The 15,693-nt window shown below is 66.4% G+C and carries 14 protein-coding genes, 1 tRNA gene and 1 riboswitch; of the genes, 12 read left to right on the forward strand and 3 right to left on the reverse strand.

Annotated elements, in window-relative coordinates; all coding sequences use genetic code 11:
- The first annotated feature begins 110 nt into the window (after nucleotides 1-110).
- From ACTNAU_RS04965 to ACTNAU_RS04985, 5 genes are all read left to right on the forward strand, one after another.
- The gene (locus tag ACTNAU_RS04965; RefSeq protein ID WP_369680672.1) at nucleotides 111-1,316 is read left to right on the forward strand and encodes an amidohydrolase; all 1,206 of its coding nucleotides are present in this window, start codon (nucleotides 111-113) and stop codon (nucleotides 1,314-1,316) included.
- Nucleotides 1,309-2,595, forward strand: a complete 1,287-nt coding sequence (gene eno / locus ACTNAU_RS04970; protein WP_185915554.1) for a phosphopyruvate hydratase — start codon at nucleotides 1,309-1,311, stop codon at nucleotides 2,593-2,595. The genes ACTNAU_RS04965 and eno overlap by 8 nt, the downstream gene beginning before the upstream one ends.
- A 92-nt stretch (nucleotides 2,596-2,687) precedes the next feature.
- Nucleotides 2,688-3,353, forward strand: a complete 666-nt coding sequence (locus ACTNAU_RS04975) for a manganese catalase family protein (RefSeq protein WP_185915553.1) — start codon at nucleotides 2,688-2,690, stop codon at nucleotides 3,351-3,353.
- A 362-nt stretch (nucleotides 3,354-3,715) separates the two neighbouring features.
- Nucleotides 3,716-4,048 carry a hypothetical protein gene (locus tag ACTNAU_RS04980; RefSeq protein ID WP_441097751.1) on the forward strand — a complete coding sequence of 111 codons (333 nt, stop codon included), beginning with the start codon at nucleotides 3,716-3,718 and terminating at the stop codon, nucleotides 4,046-4,048.
- The gene (locus ACTNAU_RS04985; protein WP_216400803.1) at nucleotides 4,002-4,844 is read left to right on the forward strand and encodes a nuclease-related domain-containing protein; all 843 of its coding nucleotides are present in this window, start codon (nucleotides 4,002-4,004) and stop codon (nucleotides 4,842-4,844) included. The genes ACTNAU_RS04980 and ACTNAU_RS04985 overlap by 47 nt, the downstream gene beginning before the upstream one ends.
- A 192-nt stretch (nucleotides 4,845-5,036) precedes the next feature.
- Here ACTNAU_RS04985 and ACTNAU_RS04990 read toward each other — a convergent pair whose 3' ends face one another.
- Nucleotides 5,037-5,477: an EamA family transporter gene (locus tag ACTNAU_RS04990; RefSeq protein ID WP_207721257.1), complete on the reverse strand. Its 441-nt coding sequence runs from the start codon at nucleotides 5,475-5,477 to the stop codon at nucleotides 5,037-5,039.
- A 184-nt stretch (nucleotides 5,478-5,661) separates the two neighbouring features.
- Between ACTNAU_RS04990 and ACTNAU_RS04995 the strand changes: the two genes are divergently transcribed.
- Nucleotides 5,662-5,735, forward strand: a tRNA-Gly gene (locus tag ACTNAU_RS04995).
- Nucleotides 5,736-5,848: 113 nt separating this feature from the next.
- Here the strand turns inward: ACTNAU_RS04995 and ACTNAU_RS05000 are convergent.
- Nucleotides 5,849-6,220, reverse strand: coding sequence for an iron chaperone (locus ACTNAU_RS05000; protein WP_441097752.1), 372 nt, complete (start codon nucleotides 6,218-6,220; stop codon nucleotides 5,849-5,851).
- Between the two features lie 189 nt (nucleotides 6,221-6,409).
- Nucleotides 6,410-6,615, forward strand: a riboswitch (cobalamin riboswitch).
- Between the two features lie 147 nt (nucleotides 6,616-6,762).
- Between ACTNAU_RS05000 and ACTNAU_RS05005 the strand changes: the two genes are divergently transcribed.
- The 5 genes from ACTNAU_RS05005 to ACTNAU_RS05025 all read left to right on the forward strand — a co-directional run bounded on the left by ACTNAU_RS05005 (nucleotide 6,763) and on the right by ACTNAU_RS05025 (nucleotide 14,254).
- A complete protein-coding gene (locus ACTNAU_RS05005; protein WP_441097753.1) occupies nucleotides 6,763-9,213 on the forward strand; it encodes a hypothetical protein in 2,451 nt (816 codons plus the stop codon).
- 97 nt (nucleotides 9,214-9,310) lie between these two features.
- The gene (locus tag ACTNAU_RS05010; RefSeq protein ID WP_441097754.1) at nucleotides 9,311-10,651 is read left to right on the forward strand and encodes a DUF4430 domain-containing protein; all 1,341 of its coding nucleotides are present in this window, start codon (nucleotides 9,311-9,313) and stop codon (nucleotides 10,649-10,651) included.
- Complete coding sequence (locus ACTNAU_RS05015) at nucleotides 10,648-11,547, forward strand: energy-coupling factor transporter transmembrane component T (RefSeq protein WP_441097755.1); 900 nt, start codon at nucleotides 10,648-10,650, stop codon at nucleotides 11,545-11,547. Before ACTNAU_RS05010 ends, ACTNAU_RS05015 begins: the two co-directional genes overlap by 4 nt.
- Entirely contained in the window at nucleotides 11,520-13,226 is a 1,707-nt protein-coding gene (locus ACTNAU_RS05020) for an ABC transporter ATP-binding protein (protein WP_441097756.1), read from the forward strand. The genes ACTNAU_RS05015 and ACTNAU_RS05020 overlap by 28 nt, the downstream gene beginning before the upstream one ends.
- Complete coding sequence (locus ACTNAU_RS05025) at nucleotides 13,145-14,254, forward strand: ECF transporter S component (RefSeq protein WP_441097757.1); 1,110 nt, start codon at nucleotides 13,145-13,147, stop codon at nucleotides 14,252-14,254. The genes ACTNAU_RS05020 and ACTNAU_RS05025 overlap by 82 nt, the downstream gene beginning before the upstream one ends.
- Before the next feature lie 60 nt (nucleotides 14,255-14,314).
- Here ACTNAU_RS05025 and ACTNAU_RS05030 read toward each other — a convergent pair whose 3' ends face one another.
- Nucleotides 14,315-14,575, reverse strand: a complete 261-nt coding sequence (locus ACTNAU_RS05030) for a zinc ribbon domain-containing protein (protein ID WP_185915545.1) — start codon at nucleotides 14,573-14,575, stop codon at nucleotides 14,315-14,317.
- A gap of 363 nt (nucleotides 14,576-14,938) precedes the next feature.
- Between ACTNAU_RS05030 and ACTNAU_RS05035 the strand changes: the two genes are divergently transcribed.
- A complete protein-coding gene (locus ACTNAU_RS05035) occupies nucleotides 14,939-15,403 on the forward strand; it encodes a hypothetical protein (protein ID WP_441097758.1) in 465 nt (154 codons plus the stop codon).
- The last annotated feature ends 290 nt before the right edge of the window (nucleotides 15,404-15,693 follow it).

The following is a 15,693-nucleotide window of genomic DNA, read 5'->3' on the forward strand; positions in this document are numbered from 1 at the left end:
TAGTATCCGCCCTGCGCCGCCTTTTTATGCAGCCGTCACCGCATAAAAGAGGGGGAAAAAACCATGCTAATACTGCCAAAACAAGGAATCACTCGAAGGGCGGCGAAAGCGTGCTGATCATTGAAAACGGGCGGGTCTTCCCCATGTGCGAAGACCCCATTGAAAACGGATGTGTCCTTATTAAGGAGGGCAAAATTTTGCGGGTGGACACCCACTGCACCCCAAAGGAGCGGGCGGGAGCCACCGTGTTGGACGCCGGCGGCGGCTGGATCCTGCCGGGCATCATCGAGGCCCACTGCCACCTGGGCATCAGCGAGGAGAAGACCGGTCTGCAGGGGGACGACTGCAACGAGACCACCGACCCCATCACCCCCTATCTGCGGGCCATTGACGCCATCAACCCCATGGACGCGGCCTTTCACAACGCCGTGCGGGCGGGCATCACCGGCGCCATGATCGGCCCGGGCAGCTCCAATGTGGTGGGGGGGCAGTTCGCCTTTTTAAAGACCGACGGCCGCAGCGTGGACGAGATGGTGGTGCTGGCCCCGGCGGCCATGAAGGTCGCCTTCGGCGAGAACCCCAAGACCAACTACAGCGGCCAGGGCAAGATGCCGGCCACCCGCATGAGCATTGCCGGGATGCTGCGGGAAGAGCTCACTGCCGCCCGGGCCTACCTGGCCAAAAAGGAGGCCGCCCAAAAAAGCGGCGGCGAATTTGAGGAGGACTTTCGCAAGGAGTGCTGGCTGCCGGTGCTCCGCCGGGAGATCCCCCTCAAGGCCCACGCGCACCGGACCGACGACATCCTCACCGCCATCCGCATTGCGCGGGAATTCGACCTCCGCCTCACCCTGGACCACTGCACCGAGGGGCACCTGATCGCCCGGCAGGTCAAGGAGTCGGGCTTCCCCGCCATCGTCGGGCCCTCCATCGCCTCGCGCAACAAGGTGGAGGTGCAGTACGCCGATTTCAAGACCGCGGGGATCCTGGCCGACGAGGGGGTGACGGTGGCCATCACCACCGACCACCCGGTCTCCCTTCTCCAGTATCTGCCCATCTACGCGGGGATCGCCGCCCGGGAGGGACTGGGCGTCATGCGGGCCCTGCGGGCCATCACCTGCGACGCCGCCGCCATCTGCGGGGTGGACGACCGACTGGGCACCCTGGAGCCGGGGAAGGACGCCGACATCGCCGTCTTTTCCGGCAACCCCATGGAGGTGTTCACCGAGACCCTCTACACCCTCATCGGGGGCGAGGTGCTCTACGACCACCGGCGGGAGCGCCAGGGCGCGACACAAGGAGGGCAAAAAAATGGATGAAAAAACTTGTTTTCCCACCGCCATCTGCGGGGTGAGCGGCCGACAGGTCTTTGACTCCCGGGCCAACCCCACCGTCGCCGCCCAGGTGCGGCTGCGCTGCGGCGCCGTGGGGGAGGCGATGGTGCCCTCCGGCGCCTCCACCGGGGCCTTTGAGGCGCGGGAGCTGCGGGACGGCGGAGAGCCCTTTGGCGGCAAAGGGGTGACCCGGGCGGTCTCCCATGTCAAGGGGGCGTTGGCCCAGGCCCTCACCGGCCTGGACGCCGACGACCAGCTGGCGGTGGACCGGGCCATGCTCGACGCCGACGGCACCGAGTCAAAGTCCCGCCTGGGGGCCAACGCCATTTTGGCCCTCTCCCTGGCCAGCGCCAAGGCCGCCGCTGCCGCGCGGGAGCTGCCCCTCTACCGCTGGCTGGGCGGGGCGGCCGCCTGCACCCTGCCGCTGCCGATGATGAACATCCTAAACGGCGGCGCCCACGCCGGCAACAACCTGGACGTACAGGAGTTCATGATCGTGCCGGTGGGGGCAAATCGGTTTTCCCAGGCCATGGAGATGGGCGTCGCGGTCTACCACAGCCTGGGCCGCCTGCTGCGGGAGCGGGGCCTCTCCACCGCCGTGGGGGACGAGGGGGGCTTTGCCCCCGACCTGCCGGGGGACGAGGAGGCCCTCGCCCTGCTCTGCCAGGCCATCGAGGCTGCCGGCTACCGCCCGGGGCAGGACCTGTCCATCGCCCTGGACGCGGCGGCCAGCGAGTGGAGCCAGGGCGAGGGGTACCGGCTGCCCAAGCGGGGCCAGCCCTTCACCCCCGGAGAGCTGGCCGAGTACTGGTGCGGTCTCTGCGGGCGCTGGCCCATCGTCTCCCTGGAGGACCCGCTGGGGGAGAGCGACTTCACCGGTTTTGCCGCCCTCACCGCCCGCCTGGGCGGCCGGGTGCAGATCGTGGGGGACGACCTCTTCGTCACCAACCCCGCCCGGCTGCGCCAGGGCATTGCGGCGGGGGCCGCCAACGCGGTGCTGGTCAAGCCCAACCAGATCGGCACCCTCAGCGAGACGGCGGAGACGGTGTCCCTGGCCCGCCAAAACGGCTACCGGGCCATCCTCTCCCACCGCAGCGGCGAGACCGAGGACACCTCGATCGCCGACCTCGCCGTGGGGCTCTCGGCCGGGCAGATCAAGACCGGCGCCCCCGCCCGCAGCGAGCGGGTCTGCAAGTACAACCGCCTGCTCGCCATTGAGGAGGAGCTGGGCCGCCGGGCGACCTTTGGCCGCCTGGGCCGCTAAGCTCCCTCTTTCCCCGGCAGCGGGGGGTCGGCAGAGCGGACCGCCCCCCGCTAAAAACAGCTGCGCCTCTGGCGCCAAAGGAGGAAGAAACGTTGTTCAAACACGAGAAAAAGTTGCTCCACGAAGTAAAGGTGGACAGGCCCAACCCCAACTACGCCGCCATGCTGCAGGAGCAGTTGGGCGGGCCCCAGGGCGAGCTGAAGGCCGCCCTGCAGTACCTGTCCCAGAGCATGCGCATCAAGGACCCGGAGATCAAAGACCTGTTTTTGGACGTGGCCGCCGAGGAGCTCTGCCACATGGAGATGGTGGCCACCGCAGTCAACCTGCTCAACGGCCATGACCTGGACGCCGCCCACGCCACCGTGGGGAACGTGGAGGCCCACGTCCTCACCGGGCTGACCCCCATGCTGGCCAATGCCTCCGGCTACCTCTGGACAGCCGCCTACGTCAACGAGACCGGCGACCTGGCAGCCGACATCCTCTCGGACATCGCCGCCGAGCAGCGGGCCAAGGTGGTCTACCAGTACCTCTACCGCCAAATCGACGACAAGGGGGTGCGGGACACCATCGACTTCCTCCTCAACCGGGAGGAGGCCCACAACACCATGTTCCGCGAGGCCTTCAACCGCATTCAGGACACCGGCAGCCAGAAAGAGTGGGGCACCACGGTGGATTCGCGCATCTACTTCGACCTGTCCTACCCCGGCGGCCAGTCCTTCGACCCGGCCAAAAAGCAGCCGCCCAGCTTCAACATCTAGTCCGCGAAGGGCGATCCTCTCGCGAGAAAATGCCCTTCCCCAAAAGAGAAACGGCACCGCCAAAGCGGTGTCGTTTCTCTTTTTCCCGCCGCACGGCGGTCGGCGCGCCCTCACCTTTCAGCCGCACCCAGCCACAAGAGGGGATACAGGGAACACGGGAATAGCGCAGCGGCCAAAACTCTGCGAGATCTTTCCCCTTTTCACTTGCGCTCCCCCGCAGGACAAACCTATAATATAGGGGGAAGGGAGATGAAGAAGTGGAGAATGCGAGAAGATGGCCCAAGTGCGGTTCGCAAAACACCGTCCGCGTCCCAGACGCTCCGAATCGCCATGCCAGCGGCAGCAACATCTCCCCCTCGTCCATGACCCCGATGGGGAAGATCCCCGTCATCCGCTATGTCTGCTGCGACTGCGGCCACGCGGAAAACTGGGTGGAGACCAGGGGAGAACTCGAAAAAAACAGGTCCCCTTTGGTCAATAAAAACCCTGTCACAGCAGCGGCAAGCCCCTGTGGACCGCCGTTTTTCCGCCTCTGGGGAAGGCCGGCAGCACTGCTTTTCGGCAAAAGCGGAAATGCGGCGAAAAGGGCGATCGAACAGCCGAAACAGCGCGCTGCAGCACAGCAGACAGACGCACAGGGGGGAGCCTATGATATTGCTTTTGGCCGTCGTCGCAACCGCCTTTTTGGCCTGTGAGATCGCGCGAAAAAGATACGAAAAGACGGCGTATTTCAAACAAACCCGCAACCCCTACTGGCGCGTCCGAAGGGACAAGGGGCTGCTTGGCGAGTTTTATACTTACCGGTGCCTGCGGCAACTGCCGGGTTACAAGCGCTTCCTCTTCAACTGCTATTTGCCAAAGCAGGACGGGGGAAAAACAGAGATAGACGTCATTTTCCTCCACGAGTCGGGCATATATGTCTTTGAATCAAAAAACTACAGCGGGTGGATCTTTGGCACCGAAACCAACTCATACTGGACGCAGACCCTGCCCGCGGGGAAGGGCCGTGCAAAAAAAGTTTCATTTCTCAACCCGATCGTGCAGAACAAGGTGCATCTGAAATGGCTGAAGGCGTTTTTACAGGAGGATTTTGTCCCCTTTCTCTCCTATATCGTCTTTAGCGATCGCTGCACATTAAAAGACATCCGCCTGACCAGCCGGGAACACCGCGTCGTCAACCGATACGACGTCCTGTCCGATATAGCCCAGACGGCAAGAGGGCTGGGCAGCCAGCTCAAACCCCAAAAAATCGATGAGCTGTACGACCGGCTGGCCCCACTGGCGCAAGCGGGCGATTCCGAAAAGCGGTCGCACATCGAAAATATACACAAAAAGCACCATTCACCCGCCAGTCCGTCGGCCAATAAAGTCTGCCCGAGATGCGGGGGCAAACTCGTCCTCAGAACGGCCACCAGAGGGGCGCATGCGGGAGAGCAGTTTTGGGGCTGCTCCCATTTCCCCAGGTGCCGATATACGCAAAACGCCGATTGACGGCGGGGGAGGGCGCGGTCCCTCTCTGCCCCCTGGGCGCAGTTTGCGGGGAGAGGGCGCCCCCCTCCAGCGCCCAAAGGGCGCAGAAACAGGCGGGGGAGAAGGCATCCCCTCTCCCCCGCCTGTTGCCGCGGTCCGCTCGCCCGCCTTCGGCGCCCCCGACGGGGTCCGCCCCTCGTCCGCCCGGCCGGATCACAAAATCATGACAAAGGTCCCAGCGGTGATCAGCACCCCGCCCAGGGCGGTCTTCAGGGTGATTTTTTCGTGCAAAAAGACAAAGGCCAGCACCATGGTGATGACCACGCTGAACTTGTCGATGGGCACCACCCGGGAGACCTCCCCCATCTGGATGGCCTTGTAGTAAAACAGCCAGGAGGCCCCGGTGGCCAGCCCCGACAGCACCAAAAAGACCAGGCTGCGCCCGCCGATCTGCCGCAGCCCCGCCTGGGCGCCGGTGAGGAAGACGATCCCCCAGGCCATCACCAGCACCACCGCCGTGCGGATGGCGGTGGCCAGGTTGGAGTCGATCTTCTCAATGCCCACCTTGGCCAAAATCGAGGTGAGGGCGGCAAACACCGCCGACAGCACCGCGTACAAAATCCACACCCGCTTCTCCCCCTTTGCCTCTTTCATCTCGCGACTCCCCTCTTTCTCCCCTCTAAAATAGCACCTTTTTCACCCAAGTACAACGCCCTTTTTTCCACAGTTGTCCCACGCCCTGTCGAAGGGGTGGGGATCGGGAATTTTTTTGTAATTTCTCGCCCGGGGCTTGACGTTTGGGGCCAAGCCGTACTATAATAGTAAAGCACTTACAGGTGCAGGCGTAGTTTAGTGGTAAAACATCAGCTTCCCAAGCTGAGGTTGTGGGTTCGATTCCCATCGCCTGCTCCAAACAAAAAAGCCCTGGCGCGTCTGCGCCGGGGCTTTTTTCTCTACCCCTGCGCGGGTCGTCCTCCCCCCCCCACCCCGGTGGGGGAAACCGGCGCGCAGGGGCAGAGGGCGGTTTACCCCCGCCAAAATTTGGTGCAGTCCCGCTTGTCCTCCCGGTTGAAGCGGATGATCTCCCCCAGCAGCGCAAAGTCCACCGCCTGTCCCCAGGGGATGCGGATGAGCTCCTTGCTGTGGCGGTACCCCGCCCGTTCGATCGCGCCGGAGAAGCGGAGGATTCCGGCCCTCTCCGGGGCGACCGCCAGGTGGGCCTTGGCGGCGCTAAAGCCGATGATGAAGGTGCCGTGGTCGGTGAACATCGGCTGGCTCCAGGCAATTTTGGGGGTCAAGTCGGGAAACGTCTCCCCGACCCAGCGCAGGACCCCGCCGAGGACTGCCCGCTGCTGCACCGTCTCAAGCCCCTCCAGATACGCTGTGAATGCGTCCATTCGTTTCTCCCCCTCCCTTCCTCCTCCTTATTTTTCACAGCCGCCCCGCCGTTATCCAGCCGCCGCCAAAGACCGCCCGCCCAGCGGGGAAAAATGGACCGGCCTTCCCGCGGCCGGGCGCACATCTGCGGCAAAATCCCCCCTTCAATTGACTTGTGGGCCCGGGCCGTGGTATAGTGGTCTCATCAAAATAAAATGGTTTGTTGTGGTCCGCCCCTTCTGGGGCGGAGCAAAAGGGAACACGGTGAAAATCCGTGACAGTCGCCGCTACTGTGAGGATGGCGAAATCCAACGGCAGCTTTGCTGCCGCCACTGGGTCTTTTGGACCTGGGAAGGCGGGTTGGAGAGTAGGGAGACATCCGAGTCAGGAGACCTGCCGCAACAGGGTGTATGAGTAGTTCCGGCCGAGGACAAAAGTGCCAAAACAGGCTGGGCTGCCCTGCGCCCGCCCCTTTTTGCACGAGAGACCGTCGGACGACGGTCTTTTTTTGTTGTCCTCCCCGGCCGCCCATCCCCCGCAACCATCGAGAGGAAGAGAAAAAATGGGAAACATCTCTGTAAAAAAGCGGGCGGCAGCGGCGTTGCTGGCGCTCTGCCTCTGCGCCTCCGGCAGCCTGCCCGCCCTGGCGGCAGAACCGTCGGCGGAACTGGGCTGGCCCCAGTTTTTGGGAGCCGACGGGCTCAAGGGCGTCTCCGACGCCAAGGCCCCCACCACCGCCGCCGAAATCGAGCTCAAGTGGGAGAAGCAGACCGGCGACTCCAGCACCTGGACCGACTCGTCGAGCACCCCCGTCATCCTGGGGAACTACGTCTACTGCTACAGCTTCCAGCGCCTGCGCAAGTACGAGCTGGGCAGCGGCAAGGAGGTGGCCAGCGCCCCGGTCTTCGGCGCGGCCCACAACCAGTACACCATGATCCTGGGCGCGGGGGACGGCAAGATCTTCGTCCCCTGCGAGATCAACAACCTGGACGCCGACGCCACCGGGGTGCAGAAAAACTTCCTGCGCGCCTTTGACGCCGAGACCCTCGAACAGCTCTACGTCACCCAGGAGCTGCCGGGTTCGGCCGTGCAGAGCCCGGTCACCTGCCACGACGGGCGGGTGTTCACCGGCTCCTACCGCACCGGCGGGGTCTACGCCTGTTTTGACACCGCCGACGAAAACCCCGCCAGCTCCACCGAGGTGAAGGCCGCAAACTGGACCGTCGCCTCCCCCTCCGACGCCGGCTTCAACACAAACGGCGTGGCCTTTGCCGGGGACTACGCCCTCTTCACCGACGCCAACTACGCCGGCTCCAGCACCGTCTGGTCGGTCAACTACAAGACCGGCGCGGTGGCCGACACCTTCTCGCTGCCCAGCGGCTACAACGCCCGCTCCACCCCCTTTTACTATGAAAAGGACGGCCGCGTCTACCTCTCCTCCGGCCACCCCACGGCGGGGGCGGCGGTGCGCAGCTACAAGCTGCTCGCCGACGGCAAGCTGGACCAGGCCAGCCTGCGGGAGTGGACGGCCGGCATCTCGGGGGGCGACACCCAGTCCTCCCCGGTCATCTACAACGATCGGCTCTACCTGGCCGGCCAGAGCTTTGGCGCGCAGATGCCGGTCTTTGTCGTCGACACAAACACCATGATCACCCTCTACCAGACCGACGCGGTCAACAGCGCCGGCTCCGCCGCCCTGACCACCGCCTATGCCAGCGCCGAAAACGGCAACCAGGTCTATCTCTACTTCGTGGCCAACGAGTCTTCCGACAACCTCTTCATCTTAAAGGATAAAGAGGGCCAGACCGCGCCCCAGGTGGAGGTGGTCCCGGGCATCGGCCGCCGCCAGTACTGCACCCAGAGCATCGCCATCGCCCCCAACGGCTCGCTGGTCTGGTACAACGACGCTGGCTACCTCTACTGCTACGGCAACAAGGGGGATACCGCCATCACCGCCGCCGACGTGCAGCGCCAGATCGAGCGGCTGCCCGACGCCAGCTCCTACCGCTACGTCAACCTGGCGGAGGCCCGGCGGGTGGAGACCCGCTACCGCGCCCTCTCCGCCGCCGAACAGGCCAAGGTGACAAACCACGGCAAGTTGGAGGAGATCTTGGCCCTCTCCACCGCCGACCCCATCGCCCGCATCAACCAGAGCATCGCCTCTCTCGACCTCCCGTCCCTCACCCTGCAAGACGCGGACAAGGTGAGCGCCCTGCTCTCGGCCTACGAGGCCCTCGCCGCCCAGGAGCAATCGCAGATCGCCGGCGCCGACACCCTGCAAAGGGCGGCGGCCGCCATCGAGGCCCTGCGCCAGGAGGCGATCGTCCAGAAGCTGGACGAGGACATCGCCGCCCTGCCCGCCCTTTCCGCCCTCACCTCCGGCGACCGCGCCGCGGTGGACAGCCTGCAATCGCGCTATGAGGCCCTCCCCGACGCCCAGCGGGAAAAACTGGCCAACTGGCAGCGGCTGGCCGACAGCCGCGCCCGGGTGGCCGCCATCGAGGAGCAGATGGCCGCTGCCGCCCAGTTGATTTCCGACAAACTCGGCGGGGCGGAGATCACCCTGGAGAGCCGCCCCCTCATCCAGGAGCTGGACCGGGCGCTGGAGGGGCTGCTCCCCGCCGACCTGGCCAAAATTTCCGAGATCGAGCAGCACCTGAGCCCGGCCAAGGTGGACCTGGTCAACCTGATGACCGCCCAGCTGCTGATGAAGGACGGACAGCCCATCCCCGTCACCGCCGAAAACGCCGCCGAGCTGCTGGCGATCGCTCGGGAGATCCAGGGCTACCGCGACGGCATCCTGGAAGGGGACCTAAAGTACCTGCAAAACGGCCGGCTGGCCGACGAGGTGGCCCAGCAGGCCGCCGCCCTGCTGGATGAGTCCGGCGCAGAGGGGGGCAATGGCGACGCCAGCGCCAACACCGCCGACGCCTCCGCTCCGGCAGCTCTGCTTGCCGCCGCGCTGGCCGCCCTTTCGCTGGCCCTCGCCTGCAAGCGCCGCCGGCGGGTCTGACCGCCTTATCTGTTCGCACCCACCCGCTGAAAAGGGCGACCGGCCCCGTCGCCGGTCGCCCTTTGCGTGCACGGACCAAACCAAGGGGGAGATGCCGATGAGCACCTGGAAAAAAAGGGCCCGCCTGTGGGCCGTTGTGGGCATTTTTGCCCTCCTCGCCGCGGCGGGGATCTTCAAACTGACCACCATCGAACCGGCCGAACGCGGCGGGGAACTGGGGGCGCAGATCGAGGCCGCCCAGGCCCTTCTCGACGGCGCCCAGGAGGGGAACGCCGCCGGCGAATACTCCTGGAACGCCCTGGGCGCCCTGCGCCATGCGCTGGAGAGCGCCCAGACCCTGGCCCAGAGCGACAGCGCCACCGAGGAGGAGCGGGCAGCCGCCGCCCAGGCCCTGGCGGAGGAGGGTGCCCGCTTTGCCGAGGGCGCCAACCAGACCTGCCTGACCCCGCAGGAGCTGCAGGCCGCCGCCGAGAGCGGCGCGCCCCTGACCCGCACCCTCTCCGTCGAGGGGGCGGGGGAACTGACCTGGTCCCTCCCCTGCGACCAGCTGGGGGAGGCGGCCCCCGTCAACCTGCAGGTGGTCGCCGGCGGGTCGGAGGGCGATGAGATCGCCCAACTGCTGGCAGCGCAGGCGAAAGAGGGCTCTTCCTTTGCCCTCACCCTCGCCTTTTGCCACAACGGGGCCCTGCCGGTGCAGGCCGACCTCTCCCTGAAAACAGGGGGGGAGACGGCCTACGCCGCCCTCTACCGCTACACCGGCGGCGCGCTGGAATACGCCGGCCCGGTGCAGGCGGAGGAGGGGGCCCTCTCCTTCTCCCTGGGGGAGGGGGGGAGCTGGGTCCTCCTCCCCGCGACAGGGGAGGAGGCTCCCGACCAGCCCAGCAGGGAGGGGGAGCAGCCCGAAGCCCCCTCCGCCCCCTCGACCACCCCCGCGGGCGGCAGCTCCTCCACCCCCGCCGGCCCGTCGGGCCCCAGCAGCGCCGGCAGTTCCGCCGGCTCGTCGCAGGGCGCTCCGTCCGGGGGGAACAGCACCCCCCAGACCTCCACCGTCACCGTCTCCATCGTCTGCACCGCCCTGCTGGACAAACTCGACCAGGTGGACGACAACCTCCGCCCCTACATCCCCCAAAACGGGGTCATCCTCCCCCCCACCAAGGTGGAGATCCAGGAGGGGGAGAGCGCCTTTGAGGTGCTCAAGCGGGTGACCCGCAGCCACCGCATCCAGATGGAATTTCAGAGCCAGTCGGGCTATGGCAGCGCCTATATCGAGGGGATCGGCCACCTCTATGAAAAACAGGTGGGCAGCGGCAGCGGGTGGATGTACAAGGTGAACGGCACCTTCCCCAACTACGGGTGTAGCCAGTACCCGCTCAAGGACGGGGACACCCTGGTCTGGTGCTACACCTGCGACTTCGGCAAGGACGTGGGGGGCAGATGAGGGCCCCCCCGCGGGAGGGCGGCTTTGCCCGCTACCACCCCCTGGTCACCTTTGCCTACTTTGCCGCCCTGGTGGTCGCCTCGGTCTTCTCCCTCCACCCGCTGCTGTTGGGGCTGACCTTCTGCTCGGCCCTTCTCTACGCCCTCTTGCAGCGGGGGGCGGCCGCCCTGCGGCTGGCCCTCCTCTTCCTCCTGCCGGCGGTGGTGCTGACGGCGCTGATCAACCCCCTCTTCAACCACCGGGGGGCCACCGTCCTCTTTTACCTAGCCGACAACCCCATGACCGCCGAGGCCTTTCTCTACGGGCTGGCCACCGGCGTGTTGATGGGGGGCATCCTCCTCTGGTTTTCCTGCATGGGGCCCCTCTTTCGCTCCGACAAGGTGGTCTACCTCTTCGGCCGGGTCTCCCCCGCCCTCTCCCTCACCCTCTCCATCTGTCTCCGCTTTGTCCCCCTGCTCAAAGCCCGGTTTGGGGAGGTGTCCATGGGGCAGCGCTGCCTGGGCAGGGGGGGACAGGGCGGCCCCCTGTCCCGGCTGCGGGTCTTTGGGCGGGAGCTGTCCATCCTCCTCTCCTGGTCGCTGGAGGCGGCCATCGCCACCTCCGACTCGATGGAGGCCCGCGGCTACGGCCTCAAGGGCCGCACCAGCTTTCACACCTTCCGCTTCACCCGGCAAGACGGCGCCCTGCTGGGGCTGATCGGGGGGCTCTTTGCCGCGGCCTGCACCGGCATCTTCAGCAGCGCCTGGGAGGTGGCCTTCTACCCCAAGGTCGTCTTTCCCCCCACAAGCCCCCTCTTTGTCTGTTCTGCCGCCGCCTACGGGGCGCTGCTGTTGCTACCCCCCCTGATCGACTGGAAAGGAGAGCGCCAATGGAAGAGATCCGCTGTGAGCGATTGAGCTTTTGCTATCCCGACCGGGAGGAGGACGCCCTGCGGGAGGTCAGCTTCTCCCTCTCTGCCGCCTCCTTCACCGTCCTCTGCGGCCGCTCGGGCTGCGGCAAATCCACCCTGCTGCGCCACCTCAAGGCCAGCATGACCCCCTACGGCGACCGCCGGGGGGAGGTCCTCTACCGCGGCACCCCCATCGACCGGCTCGACCCCCGCACCGCCGCCTGCGCCATCGGCTTTGTGCAGCAGGACCCCGACGCCCAGCTGGTGACCGACAAGGTGTGGCACGAGCTGGCCTTCGGGCTGGAAAACCTGGGGCTGCCCACCCCCGAGATCCGCCGCCGGGTGGCGGAGATGGCCAGCTTTTTCGGCATTCAGGACTGGTTCCACCGGGACGTCTATGCCCTCTCCGGCGGGCAAAAGCAGCTGCTGAACCTGGCGGCGGTCATGGCCATGCAGCCGCAGGTGCTGGTGCTCGACGAGCCCACCTCCCAGCTCGACCCCATCGCCGCCTCGGAGTTTCTCGCCACCCTCGCCAAAATCAACCGGGAGCTGGGCACCACCGTCTTCCTCTCCGAGCACCGGCTGGAGGAGGCCTTCCCCCTGGCCGACCGGGTGATGGTGATGGAGGGGGGCCGCATCGCCGCCTTCGACACCCCCCAAGCCGTCAGCGCCCAGTTGAGCCGGGCCGGGCAGGCGCACCCCATGTACCTGGGCCTGCCGGCGGCGGTGCGCATCTGCGCCGGGGTGCAGCCCCAGGGCCCCTGCCCCGTCACCGTGCGGGAGGGGCGGCTCTGGCTGGACAGCCTCTTTCCCCAGGGGGTCTCCCGGCCCGCCCTGCCGGAGAGGGACACCGCCTCCCCGCCCCCGGCGGAGCCCGCCCTCACCCTGGAAAACGTCTGGTTTCGCTACCGGCGGGGGGAGGACGAGGTGGTGCGGGAGCTCTCCCTGACGGTGCGCCGGGGGGAGTGGTACTGCCTGCTGGGGGGCAACGGGGCGGGCAAGAGCACCGCCCTCAAGCTGATTGCCGGGCTGCTCAAGCCAAACCGCGGCCGGGTAAAGGTGGCCGACGGGCTGGCCCTGGGGGTGCTGCCCCAAAACCCCCAGGCCCTCTTCACCGAGCTCAGTGCCGAGGAGGAGCTCTTCGACGCCCTGACAGACCTCCCCGGCACCGATCGCGCCCGCCGGGAGGGGGTGGAGGAGATGCTCGCCCTGCTGGAGTTGACCGACCGGCGCGCCGCCCACCCCTACGACCTGAGCGGGGGGGAACAGCAGCGGCTGGCCCTGGGCAAGATCCTCCTGCGCCAGCCCCAGATCCTGCTGCTGGACGAGCCCACCAAGGGCCTCGACCCCTTCTTCAAGGCCTCTCTAGCCAAGCTGCTCAAGTCTCTGCTGGCCCGGGGGCTCACCCTCTTCATGGTCTCCCACGACATCGAGTTCTGCGCCGAATACGGGGACACCTGCGCCCTCTTCTTCGACGGCTGCATCGCCTCGCAGGACCCGCCCCGCCGCTTCTTCGGCGGCAACAGCTTTTACACCACCTCCGCCAACCGGATGTCCCGCCACCTGTTTGCAGAGGCCGTCACCTGTCAGGATGTGATCACACTGTGCGCAATGAATTTGACCGCCAACAGCTCCGGGCCAGAAAGCGACGCACCCTCCTCTCCGCCGCCATCATCTTTCTGCTGATCCCCCTCACCATCTTCGCGGGGGTGGCGTTGCTGGACGACCAGCGCTATCTCCTGGTCAGCCTGCTGATCGTCTTTTACACCTCTCTGCCCTTCTTCCTCGTCTACGAAAAGCGGCGGCCCAAGGCGCGGGAGATCGTGATGGTCGCCATGATGGCGGCCCTGGCCGTCTGCGGCAACCTGCTGGGCTATCTGGCGGGCCCCCTGCAGCCGGGCACCGCCCTGGTCATCATCGCCGGCATCGCCTTCGGGCCCGAGGCGGGGTTTCTCACCGGGGCCCTGGCCCGGCTCTGCGCCAACCTCTTTTCCATGCAGGGGCCCTGGACCCCCTGGCAGATGTTTTGCTGGGGGCTGCTGGGCTTTCTGGCGGGGTTGGTCTTCAACCGCGCCGCCGCCAACCGCACCAACTCCCGCCAATTCCAGCTGGTACAGGGGCCGGTGGTCTGCACCCTCCTCTCGGTGGCGGCGGCCCTGGCGGTCCACCTGCTGGGCACAGGGGCCCCCGCCGGGGGTCGCCTGGCGCTGCTGGCGGCCGCCCTCACCGCTGTCGCCGCCCTCGGCCTGGGCGTTTGGCAGTGGCGGCGGGCGGGGGACGCCCTCCCCCTCCTCGCCGCCCTCCTCTGCCTGGGGCTGGCTGTTCCCCTGGCCCTTCTGGCCAAGCGCTGGGACGGCGGGGGCGGCTTTCTCGGCTGGCGACTCTACGCCTTCGGCGCCCTGGGGCTCCTCTGCGGGCTGGTCATCCAGCGCAGGCGGCTGCCGCTGGACGGGCTGACCCTCGCCTCCTTCGGCTTTCTCACCACCTTCATCGTCTACGGGGGGATCATGAACGCCGCCGCCCTGGTGATGGCCAGCGCCCTCCCCGCCTCGGGCATGGGGCTCACCCTCCCCTCCCTGGGGCTCCTCTACCTCTCCGGCGTCCCTTACGACGCCCTCCACGGGGCGGGGACCGCCCTCTTTCTCTTCCTCTTTGGCCCCTCCCTCATCCAAAAGCTCGAGCGCATCAAGGTCAAGTACGGCTTCTACCGCTAAACCGGCAAAAAAGGGGAGCCCCGGGACAGACTGCCTGTCCCGGGGCTCCCCCTTTTTGTCTCAATCCCGCTTCCAGCGCTTCAGTTGGGGGAAGACCGCCTCCATCTGCCTCCTGGCCTGGCCGGCGTCCATCCCCGACTGGGCCATGAGGGGGACGCAGAAGTCGATCATCTCCTCCATGGTGCAGTCGGCCAGAAACCGGCCCTTTTCGTAGCAGTATTTGCAGTAGTCGCGACTGGGGCTGCCGTCGGCCTCGCTCCCCCGCATCTCTTCACCTTCGCCCAATGGCATCCCGCAGGATTGGCAGTACGCTTCGCTCATTTGATACGCTCCTCTCTCCAAGGGGGTCTTCCCCTTTGCTGCTCCCATCCTACCGCAAAAAAGCTGACAGCAGTCTGTCCACTATCAAAAGGCCATTCCTTTTTTCTTTTGCCGCCGCTCCCCTCTTTGCCAGGGGCGGGGGGACGCCCAGCGGGCGCAAAGGCCGGACCGTCATAAGGCTGCTGCACTGGTCGGGCAGACCCTCCCCCTCCGCCCGACTCGCCGCCAAGGGGGCCATTGTGGCGCTTCCCCATTCGTGCTATACTCAAATCATGCCAATACATCCCCCTTTTGGGGACATCTGCCGGCGCGCGGCCGAAAGGGCCCCTCCCGCCGGCACAGAAAAAAGGAGGTCTACACCCTATGTCAGAGATCAAATGCCCCCTCTGTGGCTTTGCCGAGCAGGCTCCGGACGACGAGGACTGCTGCCCCCGCTGCGGCACCCACCTCGCAGGCGGCGAAGGGGAGAAAAAACTGCTGGAAGCGTCCGGCACCTTCACGACCGAGGACAAGCAGTTTTTCGGGAAGATGAGCACAAGCGCGTCCATCTACCTCACCGACCGGCGACTGCTGGCGATCCCCGAAAAGCTGGAGGGATTCAACCTGAGGACCGGGCTCACCGCCGCCGCTGTCAACAAGATGACCGGCCAGTACGGCGCTATCTCCATCCCGCTGGAGGAGATCCAGGCCGTGCGGGACGGCAAGTTCGGCCTGCTGCAAAAGGCGCTTGTGGTCGTCGCGGCGGACGGCGGGGTGCTAAAGCTCACCCTGCCCAAGCAGGCGCAGTGGAAAGAGGCCATCCTCGCCGCCGCCCCCAACCTCCATTAAAGGGGAAAAACCGGCAGCAAAGGGCGGCTTCTCCCAACGCAGACTCCGCGAAAAGGCCGCCCCCATCTCTCTCCTCGGCCTCCCCCAGCGCAGGTCCCGGGGAAAAGGGCGCACCCATCTCTCCCCCCGACTTCCCCTGCCGCAGGCCCCGGAGAAAAGCCGCGCCATCTCTTCCCCCGGCCTCTCCCGCCGCAACCCCCGGGGGAAGGGCCGCACCCATCTCTTCCCCTGACTTCCCCCGCCGCAGGCCCCAGGGGAAAACTGCGCTCACCTCTCTCCGGCCTCTCTCG

Source organism: Bittarella sp. HCP28S3_D9 (assembly GCF_052065655.1).
Taxonomy (GTDB): domain Bacteria; phylum Bacillota; class Clostridia; order Oscillospirales; family Ruminococcaceae; genus Bittarella; species Bittarella massiliensis.

Bases quoted from the DNA above. Each gene is read 5' to 3' on its own strand.
- eno (WP_185915554.1), top strand. From the start codon at position 1,309: ATGGATGAAAAAACTTGTTTTCCCACCGCCATCTGCGGGGTGAGCGGC.
- ACTNAU_RS04980 (WP_441097751.1), top strand. From the start codon at position 3,716: ATGACCCCGATGGGGAAGATCCCCGTCATCCGCTATGTCTGCTGCGAC.
- ACTNAU_RS04985 (WP_216400803.1), top strand. From the start codon at position 4,002: ATGATATTGCTTTTGGCCGTCGTCGCAACCGCCTTTTTGGCCTGTGAG.
- ACTNAU_RS04990 (WP_207721257.1), bottom strand. From the start codon at position 5,477: ATGAAAGAGGCAAAGGGGGAGAAGCGGGTGTGGATTTTGTACGCGGTG.
- ACTNAU_RS05000 (WP_441097752.1), bottom strand. From the start codon at position 6,220: ATGGACGCATTCACAGCGTATCTGGAGGGGCTTGAGACGGTGCAGCAG.
- ACTNAU_RS05005 (WP_441097753.1), top strand. From the start codon at position 6,763: ATGGGAAACATCTCTGTAAAAAAGCGGGCGGCAGCGGCGTTGCTGGCG.
- ACTNAU_RS05010 (WP_441097754.1), top strand. From the start codon at position 9,311: ATGAGCACCTGGAAAAAAAGGGCCCGCCTGTGGGCCGTTGTGGGCATT.
- ACTNAU_RS05015 (WP_441097755.1), top strand. From the start codon at position 10,648: ATGAGGGCCCCCCCGCGGGAGGGCGGCTTTGCCCGCTACCACCCCCTG.
- ACTNAU_RS05020 (WP_441097756.1), top strand. From the start codon at position 11,520: ATGGAAGAGATCCGCTGTGAGCGATTGAGCTTTTGCTATCCCGACCGG.
- ACTNAU_RS05030 (WP_185915545.1), bottom strand. From the start codon at position 14,575: ATGAGCGAAGCGTACTGCCAATCCTGCGGGATGCCATTGGGCGAAGGT.
- ACTNAU_RS05035 (WP_441097758.1), top strand. From the start codon at position 14,939: ATGTCAGAGATCAAATGCCCCCTCTGTGGCTTTGCCGAGCAGGCTCCG.